Raw genomic sequence first — 17,453 nt, 5'->3', positions numbered from 1 at the left:
CCCCCCCCCAGGCCGCGGCGCCGTGGGGGCCGGTCGCGCAGTTCCCCGCGCCCCTGGGTGGGTGTGGCTGGCCGGCGTCAGGAATCTGCGGTCCGCGAAAGCCCTCCCCCAGGCTGCGGCGCCGTCGGGGCCGGGGGCGCAGTTCCCCGCGCCCCTGGGTGGGTGTGGCTGCTGCAGTCTGTGAAAGCCCCCTGGGCTCGGTGCCTCCGGTTCGGGCACTGGTTGGATGGCTTCATGAGCGCAGCTGACGAAATCCTCGACGTCGTCGACGAGCACGACCGGGTCGTCGGGCAGTCCCCGCGCGGCCTGGTCTACGCCGAGGGCCTGCGGCACCGGTGCGTGTTCGTGCAGGCCCGGGACGCCGAGGGCCGCCTGTTCGTGCACCGCCGCACCTCGACCAAGCTGGTCTTCCCCTCGCTGTACGACATGTTCGTCGGCGGCGTGGTCGGCGCCGGCGAGTCCTACGACACGGCGGCCCTGCGGGAGGCCGAGGAGGAGCTCGGCGTCTCCGGGCTGCCGCGGCCGGAGTTCCTGTTCAAGTTCCTCTACGAGGACGGCGCCGGACACAGCTGGTGGTCGGCCGTGTACGAGGTGCGCTGCGAGCTGCCCGTCAGCCCCCAGGTGGAGGAGGTCGCCTGGCACGCGTTCCTGCCGGAGTCGGAGGTGCGGGACCGCCTCACGGAGTGGGAGTGGGTGCCGGACGGGCTCGCCGCGTACGAGCGCCTGTGTGAACACCGGGCCGGGGACGGCTCCCGGTAGGGTCCGGGGCGTGATCGAATTCGTGCGGAACGCCCGGTTGTGGTTCGCGCCGGAGCAGGTCCGGCGGGAGGGCGGTACGCCCGACTACCGGTTCTCGCTGGCGAACGAGCGCACCTTCCTGGCCTGGCTGCGCACCGCGCTGGCGCTGATCGGCGGCGGCTTCGCGGTGGACCAGTTCCTGCCCGACCTGCCCTGGGGCTGGCGGGTCGGGCTGGCGCTCGCGCTGCTCGCGGCGGGCGTGCTCTGTTCCCTGCGCGCGGTGAACCACTGGGTGCGCTGCGAGCGCGCGATGCGCCGGGGCGAGGACCTGCCGGTGTCCCGGTTCCCGGCCTTGCTCGGTGTGCTGGTGGCGGTGGTGGCGCTGGTGATGGTCGTGGTGGTGCTCGCCGGGTGGGAGGGGTGAGCGCACCGCCGGAGCGGGACCCCGGGCTCCAGCCCGAGCGGACCCGGCTCGCCTGGCGCCGTACGACGCTCGCCTCGACCGTCGCCGCGGTGCTCGCCGCGAGGACGGCGCTGCACGACGGCCCCTCGGCGTCCGGGATCGCCCTGTGCGCCCTGTGCGCGCTGCTCTGGCTCGGCTTCCTCGCCTGCGCCCACCGCAGGATCCACGCCCTCGCCGCGAGCCCCGAGCCCCGCGCCCTGACGCCCCGGCACGCGACGGCGGCGGTGCTGTGCACGGTGGCACTGGCCGCGTGCGGGGCGGCGCTGATCCTCTAGGGCCTGCCGCGAAGGCTTGGCTCACCTGGGCGCCACGAGGGTGGAATGAGAGGATATGTTCCGTTCGCGTGACAGCCTGTCCGTCGTCATCGCCCGCAGCTTCGAAGGTGAGCACCATGACCACCCTCCACACGGAACACGTCTCGCACACCCACGCCCACGGACCCGGCTGCGGCCACACCGAGGTGCCGCACGGCGACCACGTCGACTACGCGCACGGCGGGCACCTGCACCGCGAGCACGGCGGGCACTGGGACGAGTGCGAGCCGGGCGGCCACACCACCCACCAGGGCCACGACCACCAGCACGGCGACGCCTGCGGACACGAGAGCGTCCTGCACGGCGACCACGTCGACTATCTGCACGACGGCCACCGGCACGCGGCGCACGACGGCCACTGGGACGACCACTGACCCGTCCGCACCGGTCACGACCGGCCCTCCGACAGCCCCTCGGCGCCCCGCGCGAGGGGCTGTCGGCCTATCGTGGCTCCGATCACGTTGGCTCCGCGCACTGGACGACATACCGACCGGTCGGCATCATTGGTCGAGACTCGTTCACCTGCCCGTAGGAGCATCGATGAGCCCCGACCACCCGCCCGGACTCGATCTCGACCGGCTGCGCGCCCTGCTCGACCGCGAGCGCCCCGGGCTGGTCCGGGGCCCGCTGACCGGCAGGCTGATCGAGGGTGGACGGTCGAACCTCACCTACGCGGTCCAGGACGGCACCGCGCGCTGGGTCGTCCGGCGGCCCCCGCTCGGCCATGTCCTCGCCACCGCCCATGACATGAGACGCGAGCACCGGGTGATCAGCGCCCTGCACCCGACGCGCGTGCCGGTGCCCCGGCCCGTACTCCTGTGCGAGGACGAGGAGGTGCTCGGGGCTCCCTTCTACGTCATGGAGTTCGTCGAGGGCACCCCGTACCGCACCTCCGACCAGCTGGTGCCGCTGGGCCCGGAGCGCACCCGTGGGGCGGTGCTCGCGCTGGTGGACACCCTGGTGGACCTGCACGCGGTGGACCCCGAGGAGGTGGGGCTGGCCGACTTCGGGCGCCCCGAGGGCTTCCTCGACCGCCAACTGCGGCGCTGGGGAAAGCAGTTGGACGCCTCCCGCAACCGTGAGCTGGCCGGCATCGACGAGCTGCACGCGACGCTCGGCCGCCGGCTGCCGGTCTCCCCCGCCGCGACCGTGGTCCACGGCGACTACCGGCTGGACAACGTCCTGATCGGGGACGACGACCGGATCAAGGCGGTCCTGGACTGGGAGATGTCCACGCTCGGCGACCCGCTCACCGACCTGGGCCTGCTGGTGATGTACAGCATGTCCCTGGACATGCCCGACTCCCCCGTCTCGACCACCGCCGAGGCCCCGGGCCACCCCGACCCGGCCGAACTCGTCGAGCGGTACGCCGCGCGCTCGGGGCGCGACGTCTCCGCGGTCTCCTGGTACACGGCGTTCGCCTGGTTCAAGCTCGCCGTGATCCTGGAGGGCATCCACTACCGCTACACCCTGGGCCAGACCGTCGGACGCGGCTTCGACCGCATCGGCGACCTGGTCCCGGTCTTCATCCAGCACGGTCTGACCACTCTTCAGGAAGGCTGACGGGACATGGACTTCGCGTTCGACGCGCGCACCGAGGAGCTGCGCGGCAGACTGCTGGCCTTCATGGACGAGTACGTCTACCCGGCCGAGCCGGTCGCGGAGGAGCAGCGGGCCGCGCTGGCCTCGCCCTGGGACACCCCGGCGGTGGTGGAGGAGCTGAAGGCGGAGGCGCGCAGGCAGGGCCTGTGGAACCTCTTCCTGCCCGACCACGAGTACGGCGCCGGCCTCACCAACCTCCAGTACGCGCCGCTCGCCGAGATCACCGGCCGCTCGCCGCACCTGGCGCCGACCGCGCTGAACTGCGCGGCGCCGGACACCGGCAACATGGAGGTGCTGGCCCAGTTCGGCGACGAGGCGCAGCGCAAGCAGTGGCTGGAGCCGCTGCTCGCGGGTGAGATCCGTTCGGCGTTCGCGATGACCGAGCCGGACGTGGCCTCCTCCGACGCCACCAACATCACCACCCACATCGAGCGGGACGGCGACGACTACGTCGTCACGGGACGCAAGTGGTACATCTCCGGGGCGATGAACCCGGACTGCAAGATCTTCATCGTGATGGGCAAGACGGACCCGGACGGCGCGGACATCCGCCGCCAGCAGTCCATGATCCTGGTCCCCCGGGACACGCCGGGCGTCACCGTCAAGCGCGCGATGCGGGTCTTCGGCTACGAGGACCACTCCCACGGCGGCCACGCCGAGGTGGTCTTCGACCACGCGCGCGTGCCGGTGTCGAACCTCGTCGGCGAGGAGGGCGGCGGCTTCGCCATCGCGCAGGCGCGGCTCGGCCCGGGACGGATCCACCACTGCATGCGGCTGATCGGCATGGCCGAGCGGTCCATCGAGCTGATGTGCCGGCGGGCCGTGTCCCGGACGGCGTTCGGCAAGGCGCTGGCCCAGCAGGGCGTGGTGCACAACTGGATCGCCGACGCGCGGGTCGCGGTGGAGCAGCTGCGGCTGCTGGTGCTGAAGACGGCCTGGATGATGGACACCGTGGGCAACAAGGGCGCCCACACCGAGATCCAGGCCATCAAGATCGCCACTCCGCGCACGGTCGTCGACATCATCGACCGCGCGATCCAGCTGCACGGCGCGGGGGGTGTGAGTCAGGACTTCCCGCTGGCGGAGCTGTACGCGAGCGCGCGGACGCTGATGCTGGCCGACGGTCCGGACGAGGTGCACCAGCGGTCCCTGGCGCGGCGGGAGCTGAAGAAGTACGTGTAGGAGCCGGCGGCACGCCCCGGGCCCACCGAGGGCCCGGGGCTGCGCGGACTCAGGGCCGCAGTGCCTTCAGCAGGAGGTCGGCCAGGTGGTCGGCGACCTCCTGGGGGCTCATCGGGCCGTCGGGGCGGTACCAGGTCGACAGGTGGTGGACCGAGCCGAAGTGGTAGTCCACCACCAGGTCGGCCGGGGTCGCCGTGGAGAAGACCCCGGCCTGCTGGCCCTCCTCGATCAGCGCGCGGAAGCGTTCGTGGTAGCGCCGGCGCTCGGCCCGCACCTGCCGGTTCTTCTCCGGGCTCAGGTGGTGCATCGAGCGGAAGAAGATCGACGCGTCGTCGAGGTTGTCGATGGTGGTGACGACCACGTCGGCGGCCGCGGCCCGCAGCCGCTTCTCCACCGGCTCGTCGGCCTCCGCGAAGGTGTTGAGCCGCTCCTGCTGGAGGCGCAGCACCCGGGCGTACACCTCGTGCAGCAGGTCGTCCTTGGAGCCGAAGTAGTGGTACAGCGCGCCCTTGGTGACGCCGGCCGCCTCCACGATCTCCTGCACCGAGGTCCGGTCGTAGCCCTGCTCCGCGAAGAGCCGGGTGGCGGCGGCCAGCAGCCGCTGCGGGACGGGCGTGCCGTCTCCGTCCGTCGTCCTGGGCACTGAGCCGCCACCTGCCTTCCGAGTTCTCACTGGCTGTCGTGCGCGCGGGAACGGAGTTCCCGCCGGAGGATCTTCCCACTGGCCGTCTTCGGCAGGTCGGGCAGGATCTCCACCTGGCGCGGATATTTGTAGGCGGCCAGTCTCTCCTTGCAGTACACCGCGAGTTCATCCGGGTCCGGGGCGGCGCCCGGACGCAGGCTGATGTACGCCTTCACGGTCTCCCCGCGGTACCCGTCGGGCACCCCGACGACCGCCGCCTCGCGTACCGCCGGATGGGTGTACAGCACGTCCTCGACCTCGCGCGGCCAGACCTTGAACCCGGACGCGTTGATCATGTCCTTCTTGCGGTCGACGACGTACAGCCAGCCCTCGTGGTCCATGAAACCGATGTCGCCGGTACGCAGCTCGCCGCCGGGGAAGGTCTCGGCGGTGGCCTCGGGGCGCCGCCAGTAGCCGGGCACGACCTGCGGGCCGCTCACCACGATCTCGCCCTGTTCCCCGAAGGGCACCTCCGCGCCCTCCTCGTCGAGGATCCGGACGACCGTGTCGGGTCCGGGCACGCCCACGGCGAGCGTCCCCGACACCGGGTCGACCGGTGCCTCGTGGGCGGGCGGCACGGCCGCGCAGGGCGCGGTGCACTCGGTCAGCCCGTAGCCGTTGCGGAGGTAGGGACCGAATCCGGCGCGGAACTTCTCCACCAGCGCCGGCGGCAGCGGGGCGCCGCCGGAGGAGATGATCCGGAAGGAGGCGAAGTGCTCGCGGGTGACGGACGGGTGGGCGGCCAGCGCCATGAACGCGGTCGAGGGGCCGACCGTGTAGTGCGGACGGTGTTCGGCGAACGCGTCCAGCACCGCCCCGGCCTCGAAGCGGTAGGCGAGCACCAGTGTGCCCGCGCTGTTCAGGCAGGCGCCGAACTGGCAGACCATGCCGGTGATGTGGAACAGCGGGGCGAGCGCGAAGTACACCGGCGCCTCAGGCAGCGGCAGCCCCGTCCGCTGCCGCTCCGCGTTCTGCATGATGTTGGCGTGGGTGTTGGTGGCGCCCTTGGGGGTGCCGCTGGTGCCGGAGGTGTAGCTGATCAGGGCGAGGTCGGAGGGGGCCGGGTCGCGGCCCTCGGGGGCCGGGTGTCCGGCTCGGGCGACGGTGGCGAGGTCCTCGGCGTCGGCGGCCAAAGGGAGCCGCTCGAAGGCGAGGACGCGGGTGTCGCCGCGGGTCTGGAAGTCCAGTTCGCAGCCCGTGAGCACGATCCGGACCGGGGAGTCGGCGGCCGTCCCGCGCAGGTACGCCTCCCAGGAGCGGTCCGAGCAGATCAGCGCGGTGACCTCGGCGTCGCGCAGGACGTGCGCCATCTCCCCCGACTTGTACATGGGGTTGACGGGGACGACCGTGGCGCCCGCCTTCCAGGCGCCCAGCACCGCGAGCACGAAGAGCGGGGAGTTCTGGAGCAGTACGGCCACCCGGTCGCCGGGTTCCAGGCCCCGGGCGGCCAGGTGACCGGCGACGGAGTCGCTCAGCTCGTCGGTCTCGCGGTAGGTCAGGCGGCCGTCGAAGTAGGCGAGGAAGTCGCGCTCGGGGGTTTCGGCGACGGCCCGGCGCAGCGCGTGCACCAGGGAGTCGGCGGGGTCGATGGGGGCGCGCTGGGCCTCGTCGAGCAGGGCGAGCCAGGGCCGGTCCGCGTACCCGGCGGCGGTCACCGCGCGGCCTCCCACTTCTGCTGGACGCGGTTCATGGTGCCGAGCCAGCGGTCGGGCTCGGCGGCGCGGGCCTGGTAGTACCCGGCGACCTCCGGGTGCGGCAGCACCAGGAACCGGTCCTCCTCCATGCCCTTGAACAGGGCGTCCGCCACGTCGTCCGGTTCGATGGCGGTGGGCTGGAGCACCAGGTCGCCGGCGCTTCCGGTGGCGGCGAGCATGTCGGTGCGCACGCCCTGCGGGCAGATGGCGTGCACCTTGATCCCGCGGTGCCGGTAGGTCAGGGACAGCCACTCGGCGAAGGCGTACGCGCCGTGCTTAGTGACGCTGTAGGGGGCGGCGCCGATCATGGTGAGCAGTCCGGCGGCGGAGACGGTGGAGACGAACCGCCCCGACCCGCGCTCCAGCCACTCCGGGACCAGTTCCTGGGCGGCCCGTACGTGCGCCATCACGTTCACGTCCCAGGCCAGCGCCCAGACGTCCTCCCCGGCGGACTCGGAGCCGCCGGAGCCGACGCCCGCGTTGGCGCAGTACACGTCGATGCCGGTGCCGAGGGCCTCGCGGGCGGCGGTCACGATGCCGGAGGCGTCGCCGGGCACGGCGATCCCGCCGATCTCGGCGGCGACGGCCTCGGCCCTGCCCGCGTCCAGGTCGTTGACGACGACCCGGGCCCCGGCCCCGGCGAACCGCCGGGCGAGCGCCGCGCCGATCCCCCCGCCCGCCCCGGTGACGACGACTCCGGCATCCTGCAAGGCTTCCACCATCGGTCTCCTTCGACGAGCGGCTCGGCTGGCGACGCCAGACTAACCGGTCGGTATGTACGAATGAAAGGGTGTGGACGGCGCCCGTTCGCGGCCCCTCGGGGGCACATCCCGGGCCACGCGCGCCCGACGGCTTACCAACGGCACCGGCAGCCCCTACCGTGCCCTGCATGCGCTTCACGAGACGAACTCTCCTGGCCGCAACCCCGGCCCTGGCCGCCACCGCCTCCGTCACCTCCCCCGCCGCGGCGGCCGCCGACCACGACCGGGGCCGCCGCCTGCGGACCGGTTTCGAACGCCTGGTCTCGGACGGGTACTCCGTACTCGACGGCCAACGCGTCGGCATCGTCACCAACCCCACCGGCATCACCCGCACGGTCCGGCACATCGTCGACGTCCTGCACGCCGACGACCGGGTGAACCTCACCGCGGTCTTCGGCCCCGAGCACGGCTTCCGGGGCACCGCGCAGGCGGGCGGCTCGGAGGGCCGCTACGACGACCCGGCCACCGGTCTGCCCGTCTACGACACCTACCTCAAGAGCGGCCGTCCGCTCGCCGACATCTTCACCGCCTCCGGCGTGGACACGGTCGTCTTCGACATCCAGGACGCCGGCGCCCGCTTCTACACCTACATCTGGACGCTCTTCGACTGCATGGAGTCGGCCCAGCTCGCGGGCAAGCGGTTCGTGGTGCTGGACCGCCCGAACCCGGTCACCGGCCGGGCCGCCCAAGGGCCCGTGCTGCACAAGGAGTTCGCGACCTTCGTCGGCCGGCAGCCGATCTCCCAGGCGCACGGCATGACCGTCGCCGAACTGGCCCTGCTCTTCAACGGGGAGTTCCTCACCACCCCGGTCCCGCTGGAGACGGTGAGAATGGCCGGCTGGCGGCGCTCGGACTTCTACGACGCCTCCGGCCTGCCCTGGGTGCCGCCGAGCCCGAACATGCCGACGCCCGACACGGCCCTCGTGTACTCCGGCACCTGCCTCTTCGAGGGCACCAACCTCTCCGAGGGCCGGGGCACCACCCGCCCCTTCGAACTCCTCGGCGCGGAGGGCGTCGACGGCCGCTGGGCCGCCGCCGCCAACGAACTCGGGCTGCCGGGCGTGCACTTCAGGGAGGCGTACTTCGCGCCGACCTTCTCGAAGTTCCAGGGGAAGACCGTCGGCGGGGTCCAGGTCCACGTCCACGACCGGGCCGCCTACGACCCGGTGCGCACCGGGATCGGCCTGCTGGTCACCGCCAAGCGGGTCTGGGACGGCTTCGCCTGGCGGTCGGACAACTGGATCGACAAGCTCACCGGCTCCACCCAGGTCCGCACCGCGATCGACGCGGGCGCGAGCACCGACGAGGTGGTGGCCGGCTGGCAGGAGGAACTCGCGGCGTTCCGCCGGATTCGAAAGGAATACCTGCTCTACGGATGACCCGAGCCGTATGGCCAACTCTGCCCCGCGGCGGGACGATACGACCGCATCGCACCGCCGCGGGGTACGAGGGGGGCCGGTCATGGCGCGTCCGGAGATGAGCGTTTCACCCTACTGGGAGCTGACCTTCGACGCGGACGGCGACCCCGAGGCGCGCTCCAGGGACCGGCTGCTCGCCGGGGTGGTCCAGCGGGGCGTGCGCGATCTGCTGGTCTTCGCCCACGGCTGGAACAGCGACCGCTCCGGGGCGACCCGGCTCTACGACCGCTTCTTCGCCCCCGTCCCCGCTCTCGCCCCGACGGCCCGGCTCGGTTACGTGGGCGTGGTGTGGCCGTCGATGCGCTTCTCGGACGAGCCGATCCCCGACTTCCCGCGTGCCGTCGCCGCCGAGGCTCCGCCGCCCCCGGCGCTCGACAAGGACACCCGGCACGCGCTGCTGGAGACGTTCCCCGGCCGGGCCACGGTCGTCGACCAGCTCGCCCGGCTGCTGGAGCAGCAGTCGCGCGAGGAGGCGGAGCTGGAGGAGTTCGGGCGGCTGGTGCGGGTGCTGGTGGAGCTGGTGCCGCCGGGCCCGCAGGCGCTGTTCGCCGCGGACACGCTCGCGGAGGGCGTCCCGCAGGACGAGCCGGCGTTCTTCCACGGGACGACGGCGCAGACCTGCGAGGAGTTCGCGCGGGCGCTCGCGGGCCTGCGCTCGCCGGGCGGGACCGCGGAGACCTCCTTCACGCTGCCCAACCCGTGGGCGGGGGCGCACGAGTTGCTGCGGCAGGCCACGTACTTCGCGATGAAGCGGCGGGCCGGCACGGTCGGCGAGCGCGGGCTCGGGCGGGTGGTCGGGCAGTTGGCGACCCGGGCGCCGCGGACGCGGGTGCATCTGGTGGGGCACAGTTTCGGCGGGCGGCTGGTGTCGTTCGCGCTGCGCGGGCTGCCGCCCGGGGTGCGGACGGTGAAGTCGGTGACCCTGCTCCAGGGGGCCTTCTCGCACTATGCGTTCTCGGCCCGGCTGCCGCACGACCCGCGCGCGGGCGGGGTGCTCCAGGGCCAGCACAACCGGATCGACGGCCCGCTGGTGTGCTGCTTCTCCCAGCACGACGACGCGCTGGGCACGATCTATCCGCTGGCCTCGCGGATGGCGGGCCACGACCGGGAGCTGCACGACCTCTCCGTCGGCCGGGCGCTGGGCGCGCGGTGGGGGGCGATGGGCTTCGACGGGGTGCAGGCGGTGCCGGGCACCCGGTCGCTGAAGCTCGCCGACGCGCTGCGCGGGCCGCTGCCGGGGACGGGGTGCGTGAACGTGGACGTGTCGGCGGTGGTCCGGCGTGGGGGTCCGCCGACCGGCGCGCACAGCGACATCGCGCACCCGGAGCTGGCCCGGCTGGTGCTGGCGGCGGGCCGCGTCCGCTGACCCGCGGCGTGCGGGGCGGTACGCCCGGCCGGGCGTACCGCCCGCTCCCGGCGTCACAGCCTGCGCGGCGGCACCGCACGGGGGGCTCTTGCACCCGCCCGGCGGCACCGCCCGCGTGGCGTCACCGGTGCGAGGTGAACTCCACCACCTGCTGGTAGGTCGGACGGTTCTGCCAGCTGATCCGGGCGTGGTTGATCCCGCCCAGCGGGCGCTGCACGATCGAGTCGGCGCACCACTGGTCGCCCGCGGCGCAGCCCTCGTCCCCGGGGTAGACCTGGGCGGCGGTCCGGCCGGCCGCCGTCCGCAGGGTGCCGAGCAGGCTGTCCCGGCAGGCGCCGAGGCTGCCGTCCCCGCAGTACTCGCGGGCCAGCGGGCCCTGGACGGGTTCGCCGAGCACCGACCTCAGGTCCTTGTCGACATAGCTCCACCAGCCGTACTGGAAGGCGCTGCCGGCGTGGGCGCCGGTCGGTCCGTGCGCGGCCGACGGGGACTCGTCGACGGGCAGGCTGGCGGTGAGGGCGGTGAACAGGTCACCGCCCAGGCCGGGCTGGAACTCGGCCTGCACCAGCAGCGGCCACCAGGCGTCCAGGATGCGGATGGCGTCGGCGTGCGCGTAGGTCCTGGAGCCGGCGGAGGTCTCCGTGCGGCGGGAGCCCGCGGTGACCCACGCGGAGAGCTTGTCGACGGCCGCCTTCGCCGCCGTGTCGGTCACCGGTGAGCTGTTCACCACCTTGAGCAGGTCCGGCAGGACGTCCTCGGCCCGCAGGTCGGCGAGGCCCGCCTCGGCCATCGCCTTCACCAGCGCGGCCCGTGTCACGCCGCCCTGCGCGACCAGCCGCGCCACCCGGTCGTCGAGGAGGTCGCCGCGGTGCACGGAGCCGTCGCCCCAGGGGGCGGTGGTGTAGCGGGACGCCTGTTTGTTGTTCCAGGAGATGTAGTAGTCCTGGTCGACGGAGTTCGGGTGGGCCGAGGACGGGGTGTAGTCAGCGGTGTTGGCCGCCGGGTCCCAGCCGCGCCACTCGTACGACGGGCGCGCCCACACCGGGAACTCGGCGTCCACTCCGGTGGCGCGCACCGGGTTGTCGCCGCTGTTGTAGTACGCGGTGTGCTCGGAGTCGACGTAGAACCAGTTGAAGGTGAAGTTGATGTGCTCCACCGCGGTGCGGAAGGTGTCGGGGCCCTTGACGTGGTCGGGGTCGTTGAGCATCTGGAAGCCGATGATGGAGTCGGCCTCGTGCAGGTAGGACGAGCGCAGGGTGGTGTAGGCGACGCGGGTGCCGTCGACGGTCGCGCGGTGCGAGACGGGTCCGTACTTCGTCCGCCAGACCCGCATGGTGTACGAGCCGGCGGGGGTGGCGTCGGCGGTGGTGGGCTTCCAGGCGTTCCTCCGCTCGACCTTTTCCATTGCGGTGCAGGTGCCGCGGTAGAGGTAGTGGAAGTCGTCCTGGCACAGCTCGACGGCGTAGGTGTCGATGATGTCCTGGCCGGAGGTGGTGGCGCTCCAGGAGTAGTCCTGGCCGCGGCCGAGTTCGACGTACATGCTCAGGCCGGCGAAGGACGCGCCGCGGGCGCTGATGCCGGGGCCCTGGATCTCCTGGAGCAGCAGGAGCTGAGGGGCGAAGTAGCCGGTCTGGGGGCCGAAGACGGCGATGGGGTGGCCGCTCGCGGTGTGTTCGCCGCTGACCACGAGGGCGTTGGACATGCCCCTGCGGGCCGAGGTCATGGCCGACCGGGTGGCGGCGGCCGAGGTCTCGGCGGCGGCGGTGGTCGCGGCGCTGCCGGTGCGGTCGTGGACGAGCGGTTCGGCGGTGACGGAACCGGCGTCGGGCAGCGCGGCGCCCTGGGGGTCGGCGGGCTTCTCGGCGTAGGGGAAGTCCTGTCCGCGGACGGTGAGGGCGGCCTCGGGGTCGTCGCGCATCCGGAAGGACTCCCAGACCTCGGTGCCCTCGGCGAGGCCGTACCGCTCCTGGGCGGCCAGCAGGGAGATCGCGTTGCCGACCTCGCCGCCGCCTCCGGAGCCGAACAGGGCGCCGATCACGGAGGCCAGCGCGACCAGGTCGGTCGGTTTGAAGTGCTCGATGGTGCCGGCGTTGGTGATCGAGTCCTTGTGGCCGGTCAGTACGTACTCGCCGGGGTAGTAGCGGCCGCTGTCGGAGGCGTCGATGTAGGCGTTGATGCCGGCGACGTAGGCGTTGACGTCGGCGAGCGCCAGTTGTCCGCGGGCGCCGTTGTCCGCGACCGCGCTGTCGATCTGGGCCTGGAGGTCGGCCTCGGTGTAGGGGGCGTGGCGCCAGAACTCCTGCTCCAGGCCCTGGTTGGCGGGGTCGCCGCCGGCGAAGGGGGTCAGCTGTCCGCGGCCGACGTGCCGGAAGACGTCCATGAGCCACAGGCGGTCCTCGGCCGCCGCGTATCCGGCGCCGAACTCGGTGCCGTAGCGCGTGGTGCCCGTGATGTGCGGCACACCCGTCCTCTTGTCGCGGACGATCGTGACGTCGGTGCGGCCGGCCGGGCGGACGGTGGAGGCGACCTGGTCGGCGGGGACGCCGAAGGAGGCGTCGTTGAAGAAGGTGCTGAGGGTGGCGTTGGTGAGGGTCTGATGGCCGGTGGCGAGCGCCGCGTACGGTCCGAGCTGGTCGGAGGCGTGCGCGGGCATCGTTCCGAAGGCCTGGTTGAGCAGGATCTGGGCGAGCGTGGCGTTGCCGTTCTCGCCGGGCGGCAGGATGTCGGAGCACTGTCCGCCGCAGTGGTCGGCGACGGCGGCCGCGGCGGGTGCCGCCTCCTCCGCGGCGACCGCTCGGGAAAGAGGTGACAAAAGACCGGCAATGAGCACGCATACGGTCACGGTCTTCAGGAACCCGATGAACGTGCCGGGAGTTCTCAGTCTGTCGAGCGCGGTGCGGGGGATGCGCCGTGGCATGGCAGCTCCTACCGACGGGGGTGGGCCGGACGTTACCGGCGGTATCCCCGGGATTGAAGATGAACATGCTTCAACTTTCGGGGAGTTGGGGCGCTGCCCGGGCGGGCCGAGAGGGTCCGCCGGAAATCGGAGGGAGCCGAATCGCGTGTCGATACGTCTATTCGGAGACGTCCGAACGACGACGCCGAAGTGACCGAAGTACAGGTGCAGGTGTGACGGAGGTGCAGGGCGATGGCCGGTTTCCGGAGTCTGGCGAGACAGGTGCGCGACCCGCGCTGTGATCTGGCGCTGCGGCGCTACTCGCTGCGCAAGTGCCTTGAGCGGTTCGCCCCCTACGGGCACAGGGCGACCTGGGACCACTTGTGCTCCCGGGCGGGGTTCGGCCCCGAGGACCGCTCCCCCGATCCGGCGCGGCTCGTGGCCGCGTTGGAGGAGCTGGAGGAGGCACGCTCGGTCTGGCTCGCCTACGAGGCCGAGTTCGCGGGGCGCCGCAGGAAGGAGAAGCACGACGGACTGCGCAGGCCGGGGAGTGTCGACGACTGGCACCGGCTGACCTGGGGCGGTTTCGGCGTCGCGTGGTGCGACGACCCGCGGGTTCATCCCCGCGAGCCGCTGGCCGAGGTGCTGCGCAGGCTGATCTCCGCGCTGGAGCGCGATCCGGGCACGGCCTGCCCGGTGTGCGGGGGCGAGCGGCTGACCTGGAAGTACGACCTGGCCCATGAGCCGTCCTCGGGCCCGGTCTGCGGGGACTGCGGGATCGTGGTGCCGCGTCCCGTACTGACGCCGGAGGCCCTGGCGGCCGCCCGGCGCGAACGCCGACTGCTGATGTCGGCCTGAGCGATCCGCCGGACGAGCGGGGGGTGTCGTCGCCGTTCCGGCCCGGTACGAGGGGGGTGCGCAGGGGATGCCGCACCCCCGACCGCTGGGGGGATCCGTGGCGCGGGTCCGTCCGGAGCAGTGCCGTGGGGCCTGCCGCGCGCGGCCTGTGGCAGGGGGCCTGTGGCAGGCGGCCTGTAGCAGGGGGAAATCCGGTCGTTCCAGCCGTTTACCGCAAGGACAGTTGGCGGTGATGAGACCCGGCTGACGAACGAACCAGGAGCCGCCGATGTCCACGCTGCGTGTCACCGCGGAAGTGCTGACCGTCCTCGAACACCCCAACGCCGACGCCCTCGAACTGGCCCAGGTGGGCCTGTACCGGGCGGTCGTGGCGAAGGGCGCCTACCGCACCGGCGAGGTCGCGGTGTACATCCCCGAGCAGTCCGTGCTGCCGGCCGCCCTCGTCGAGGAGCTGGGGCTGACCGGACGGCTGGCGGGGAGCAACTCCGACCGGGTCAAGGCGGTCCGGCTGCGCGGGGAGCTGTCCCAGGGGATCGTGTGCCGGCCGGCCGCGCTGGCGGGCGTGGACCTGGAGCGGGCCGCCGCGGACGGCACGGACTTCGCGGAGCGGCTGGGCATAGCCAAGTGGGTGCCACCGGTACCGCCGACGATGTCCGGCGAGGTGGAGTCGGCGCCGGAGCTGCTGCCGTGGACCGACATCGAGAACATCCAGCGGTATCCGGGGATCTTCACCGCGGGCGAGCCCGTGGTGCTCACCGAGAAGCTGCACGGGTCGGCCTGCCTGCTGACCTACGTCGCGCCGGCGGACGGCTCGGCGGAGCGGGTGCACGTGTCCTCCAAGGGCTTCGGCGCCAAGTCCCTGGCCCTGAAGGAGGACCCGCGGAACCTGTACTGGCGCGCCGTGCGCGGGCACGGGGTAGCGGAGGTGGCGGCCGGGCTCGCCGAGCGGCTCGGCGCGCGCCGGGTCGGCATCTTCGGCGAGGTGTACGGGGCGGGGGTCCAGGACCTCACGTACGGGGCGGACGGCCGGCGGGAGACGCTGGGCTACGCGGCGTTCGACGTCTCGGCGGAGATCGACGGCACGGTGCGGTGGCTGGACGCCGCCGAACTGATCGGCGATGCGCTGCCGTTGGTGCCCCGGCTGTACGAGGGTCCGTACGACAGCGCGCGGGTGCTGGAGATCGCGAGCGGCCGGGAGACGGTGTCGGGGCGGGAGCTGCATCTGCGCGAGGGCGTGGTGATCCGCGCGGCCGGGGAGCGGTACAGCGCGGTCACCGGCGGGCGTGCCATCGCCAAGGCGGTCAGCCCGGCGTATCTGACCCGCAAGGGCGGCACCGAGTACGAGTGACACCGGCCGGGCGGCGGGGTGGCGGGCCCCGCCCCCCGGCCTCCGTCAGCGGGCCGGGCGGCGCTCCACCAGCAGGCGCGAACCGGCGCGGTGTTCGCCGAAGGTGTCGTCCGGGTTGGACAGCACACAGGTGTCCAGGGAGAGACAGCCGCAGCCGATGCAGTCGGTCAGATGGTCCCGCAGCCGGTTCAGCTGGGTGATCCGCTCGTCCAGCTCGGCCCGCCACGCCTCCGACAGCCGCGCCCAGTCCTCGTGGGTGGGCGTGCGCTCCTCCGGGAGTTCGGCGAGCGCCTCGCGGATCGTGGCGAGCGGGATGCCGACGCGCTGGGCCGCGCGGATGAAGGCGACCCGGCGCAGGGTGTCCCTGCTGTAGCGGCGCTGGTTGCCGGCCGTGCGGCGGCTGCCGATCAGGCCCTTGGCCTCGTAGAAGTGCAGCGCGGAGACGGCGGCACCGCTGCGTGCGGAGAGCTGGCCGACCGTGAGCTCATGGATCTTCTCGGGAATCTTGGGCACCCCTCGGAGCCTACCCACCTCCGGCGGGGCGCCGGGTCCGTTGACAGCGGGCCTCCACCCGAGCATGCTAAGCAGTCGCTTAGACTTTTGGGAGGCCAGGGACATGGCAGAACCGAGGACTTTCACCTCCGTCGACGACCTGAAGGCCGCGATCGGCGAGCAGCTGGGGCACACCGACTGGGTGGAGGTCGACCAGAAGCGGATCGATCTGTTCGCGGAGGCGACCGGGGACCACCAGTGGATCCATGTCGACCCCGAGAAGGCCGCCGCCGGCCCCTTCGGGACGACCATCGCCCACGGATATCTCACCCTGTCGCTGCTGCCCCTGTTCGGACCGCAGCTCATCCGCGTCGAGGGCGTGAAGATGGGCGTCAACTACGGCACGAACAAGGTCCGTTTCCCCGCCCCGGTCCCGGTCGGCTCCCGGCTGCGCGCGACCGCCACGATCACCGGCGTCGACGACGTCACCGGCGGCGTCCAGGTGACGATCGCGTTCACGGTGGAGCGCGAGGGGGGCGACAAGCCCGTGTGCGTCGCCGAGTCCGTCTCGCGCTACTACCTGTAGACCTACTTCGCCCCGACCATCCGCAGCACGAGGTCGGCGTACAGTTCGCCGACCTCCTCGGGGGTCCAGGAGCCGCGCACGTCGAACCAGCGGGCCACGTCCACGCAGAGCGAGAGCACGGCGAGGGTGGTGCCCTTGACGTCCGGGACGTCGAACTCGCCCGAGTCCACGCCGTCCTGGATGATGCCGCGGATCTCGGCGTCGGCCTGCCGGCGCAGTCCGACGATCTCGGCGCGCGCCTCGGGGCCGAGCGAGTCCAGCTCGTACTGCACCACGCGGGCGGTCGTCCGGCCGCCCGCGTGCCAGCGGACGAACGAGCCGACGGCGTCCGCGAGCCGGTCGGTGGCGCTGCCCTCGCGCCCCGACGCCGTGCGCAGGATCTCCACCGCCTTCTCGTGGCCGATCCGGCTGATGCGGTGCAGCAGCTCTTCCTTGGTCTTGTAGTGGATGTAGAGCGCGGCCGGGCTCATCCCGGCCCGTCCCGCGATGTCACGGGTGGTCGTGGCGTGGTACCCGCGCTCGGCGAAGGCCTCCACCGCGGCGATCAACAGCCTCCGGGCCGCGTCGGGCGTGACCTCGCCCCACGCCGTGCCCTCGCCGTCGGCCGTCTCCTCCGCCGTACTCATCGCTCGTTCGCCCCTCTCGCTGACAGGGGCACCACCATACCGCCGACCATGAGCGGGCGCTTAGCGCGCCCGCTCAGTGCTTCTCGTAGGGGCTGTAGGGGCGGGCCGCGCCGTCCTGGCGGTCGCGGATCACCTTGGCGAGGGTGAAGGCGGAGGTGACCAGGTAGAGGACGGCTATGCCAAGGAAGGCGCGGACCCAGGGGTCGGCCTCCAGCTGGTAGATGCCGATGGCCGTGGCCGCGATGGCGACGGCGAAGGAGGCGACGGCCTGACCGTAGAAGGCGGCCGTGTTCTGCGCTTTGCCCGATGTCTCACTCATGGGGACATGATTCGCCGGACGGGCGGGCCGCCACATCCGCGCACCTACTCAGTTCGGATACTCGGTTCGGTACCCGGATAGGTACTCGGTTCGGCTACTCGGTTCGGT

The 17,453-nt window shown here is 72.5% G+C and carries 18 protein-coding genes; 11 read left to right on the top strand and 7 right to left on the bottom strand.

All coding sequences use genetic code 11. The features are described from left to right. The first annotated feature begins 234 nt into the window (after positions 1–234). From AB0E07_RS17580 to AB0E07_RS17555, 6 genes are all read left to right on the top strand, one after another. The gene (locus AB0E07_RS17580; RefSeq protein ID WP_362252094.1) at positions 235–759 is read left to right on the top strand and encodes an NUDIX domain-containing protein; all 525 of its coding nucleotides are present in this window, start codon (positions 235–237) and stop codon (positions 757–759) included. Positions 760–769: 10 nt separating this feature from the next. Continuing rightward, entirely contained in the window at positions 770–1,162 is a 393-nt protein-coding gene (locus tag AB0E07_RS17575) for a DUF202 domain-containing protein (protein WP_362252091.1), read from the top strand. Continuing rightward, positions 1,159–1,476, top strand: coding sequence for a DUF202 domain-containing protein (locus AB0E07_RS17570; protein WP_362252088.1), 318 nt, complete (start codon positions 1,159–1,161; stop codon positions 1,474–1,476). The genes AB0E07_RS17575 and AB0E07_RS17570 overlap by 4 nt, the downstream gene beginning before the upstream one ends. Before the next feature lie 116 nt (positions 1,477–1,592). Then, entirely contained in the window at positions 1,593–1,889 is a 297-nt protein-coding gene (locus AB0E07_RS17565; protein ID WP_362252086.1) for a hypothetical protein, read from the top strand. Between the two features lie 166 nt (positions 1,890–2,055). Beyond that, a complete protein-coding gene (locus tag AB0E07_RS17560) occupies positions 2,056–3,078 on the top strand; it encodes a phosphotransferase family protein (RefSeq protein WP_362252083.1) in 1,023 nt (340 codons plus the stop codon). A gap of 6 nt (positions 3,079–3,084) precedes the next feature. Further along, positions 3,085–4,299 (top strand): acyl-CoA dehydrogenase, encoded by a 1,215-nt coding sequence (locus AB0E07_RS17555; RefSeq protein ID WP_362252080.1) that lies wholly within the window; start codon positions 3,085–3,087, stop codon positions 4,297–4,299. Positions 4,300–4,348: 49 nt separating this feature from the next. Here the strand turns inward: AB0E07_RS17555 and AB0E07_RS17550 are convergent, their stop codons facing one another. From AB0E07_RS17550 to AB0E07_RS17540, 3 genes are read right to left on the bottom strand one after another with little or no spacing between them, the layout of a single operon-like run. Then, positions 4,349–4,942 (bottom strand): TetR/AcrR family transcriptional regulator, encoded by a 594-nt coding sequence (locus AB0E07_RS17550; protein WP_362252077.1) that lies wholly within the window; start codon positions 4,940–4,942, stop codon positions 4,349–4,351. Positions 4,943–4,968: 26 nt separating this feature from the next. Then, positions 4,969–6,636, bottom strand: a complete 1,668-nt coding sequence (locus AB0E07_RS17545) for an AMP-binding protein (RefSeq protein ID WP_362252074.1) — start codon at positions 6,634–6,636, stop codon at positions 4,969–4,971. Beyond that, on the bottom strand, positions 6,633–7,397 hold the full coding sequence (locus AB0E07_RS17540) for an SDR family oxidoreductase (protein WP_362252071.1): 765 nt from the start codon (positions 7,395–7,397) through the stop codon (positions 6,633–6,635). Before AB0E07_RS17540 ends, AB0E07_RS17545 begins: the two co-directional genes overlap by 4 nt. A 167-nt stretch (positions 7,398–7,564) precedes the next feature. On the opposite strand from AB0E07_RS17540, the gene AB0E07_RS17535 reads away from it, so the two are divergent. Both AB0E07_RS17535 and AB0E07_RS17530 read left to right on the top strand, forming a co-directional pair. Then, positions 7,565–8,815 (top strand): DUF1343 domain-containing protein, encoded by a 1,251-nt coding sequence (locus AB0E07_RS17535; protein ID WP_362252069.1) that lies wholly within the window; start codon positions 7,565–7,567, stop codon positions 8,813–8,815. 82 nt (positions 8,816–8,897) lie between these two features. Further along, complete coding sequence (locus AB0E07_RS17530) at positions 8,898–10,220, top strand: serine-threonine protein kinase (RefSeq protein WP_362252066.1); 1,323 nt, start codon at positions 8,898–8,900, stop codon at positions 10,218–10,220. A gap of 121 nt (positions 10,221–10,341) precedes the next feature. Here the strand turns inward: AB0E07_RS17530 and AB0E07_RS17525 are convergent, their stop codons facing one another. After that, complete coding sequence (locus AB0E07_RS17525; RefSeq protein ID WP_362252064.1) at positions 10,342–13,137, bottom strand: penicillin acylase family protein; 2,796 nt, start codon at positions 13,135–13,137, stop codon at positions 10,342–10,344. Positions 13,138–13,368: 231 nt separating this feature from the next. On the opposite strand from AB0E07_RS17525, the gene AB0E07_RS17520 reads away from it, so the two are divergent. Both AB0E07_RS17520 and AB0E07_RS17515 read left to right on the top strand, forming a co-directional pair. Further along, positions 13,369–13,974: a hypothetical protein gene (locus AB0E07_RS17520; protein WP_362252061.1), complete on the top strand. Its 606-nt coding sequence runs from the start codon at positions 13,369–13,371 to the stop codon at positions 13,972–13,974. Positions 13,975–14,242: 268 nt separating this feature from the next. Then, positions 14,243–15,322: an RNA ligase (ATP) gene (locus AB0E07_RS17515; RefSeq protein WP_362252059.1), complete on the top strand. Its 1,080-nt coding sequence runs from the start codon at positions 14,243–14,245 to the stop codon at positions 15,320–15,322. 45 nt (positions 15,323–15,367) lie between these two features. Here the strand turns inward: AB0E07_RS17515 and soxR are convergent, their stop codons facing one another. After that, entirely contained in the window at positions 15,368–15,835 is a 468-nt protein-coding gene (gene soxR / locus AB0E07_RS17510; protein ID WP_362252056.1) for a redox-sensitive transcriptional activator SoxR, read from the bottom strand. A 103-nt stretch (positions 15,836–15,938) separates the two neighbouring features. Between soxR and AB0E07_RS17505 the strand changes: the two genes are divergently transcribed. Then, positions 15,939–16,400: a MaoC family dehydratase gene (locus AB0E07_RS17505; RefSeq protein WP_362252053.1), complete on the top strand. Its 462-nt coding sequence runs from the start codon at positions 15,939–15,941 to the stop codon at positions 16,398–16,400. Between the two features lie 2 nt (positions 16,401–16,402). Here AB0E07_RS17505 and AB0E07_RS17500 read toward each other — a convergent pair whose 3' ends face one another. Both AB0E07_RS17500 and AB0E07_RS17495 read right to left on the bottom strand, forming a co-directional pair. Beyond that, entirely contained in the window at positions 16,403–17,026 is a 624-nt protein-coding gene (locus tag AB0E07_RS17500; RefSeq protein ID WP_362252050.1) for a TetR/AcrR family transcriptional regulator, read from the bottom strand. A gap of 73 nt (positions 17,027–17,099) precedes the next feature. Then, positions 17,100–17,345, bottom strand: a complete 246-nt coding sequence (locus AB0E07_RS17495; RefSeq protein ID WP_362252047.1) for a YiaA/YiaB family inner membrane protein — start codon at positions 17,343–17,345, stop codon at positions 17,100–17,102. Between the last annotated feature and the right edge of the window lie 108 nt (positions 17,346–17,453).

Source organism: Streptomyces sp. NPDC048002, from assembly GCF_040653275.1.
Classification (GTDB): Bacteria; Actinomycetota; Actinomycetes; order Streptomycetales; family Streptomycetaceae; genus Streptomyces.
Note: the sequence above shows the minus strand (reverse complement) of the source record. Positions and strands in the feature narration are given on the sequence as shown.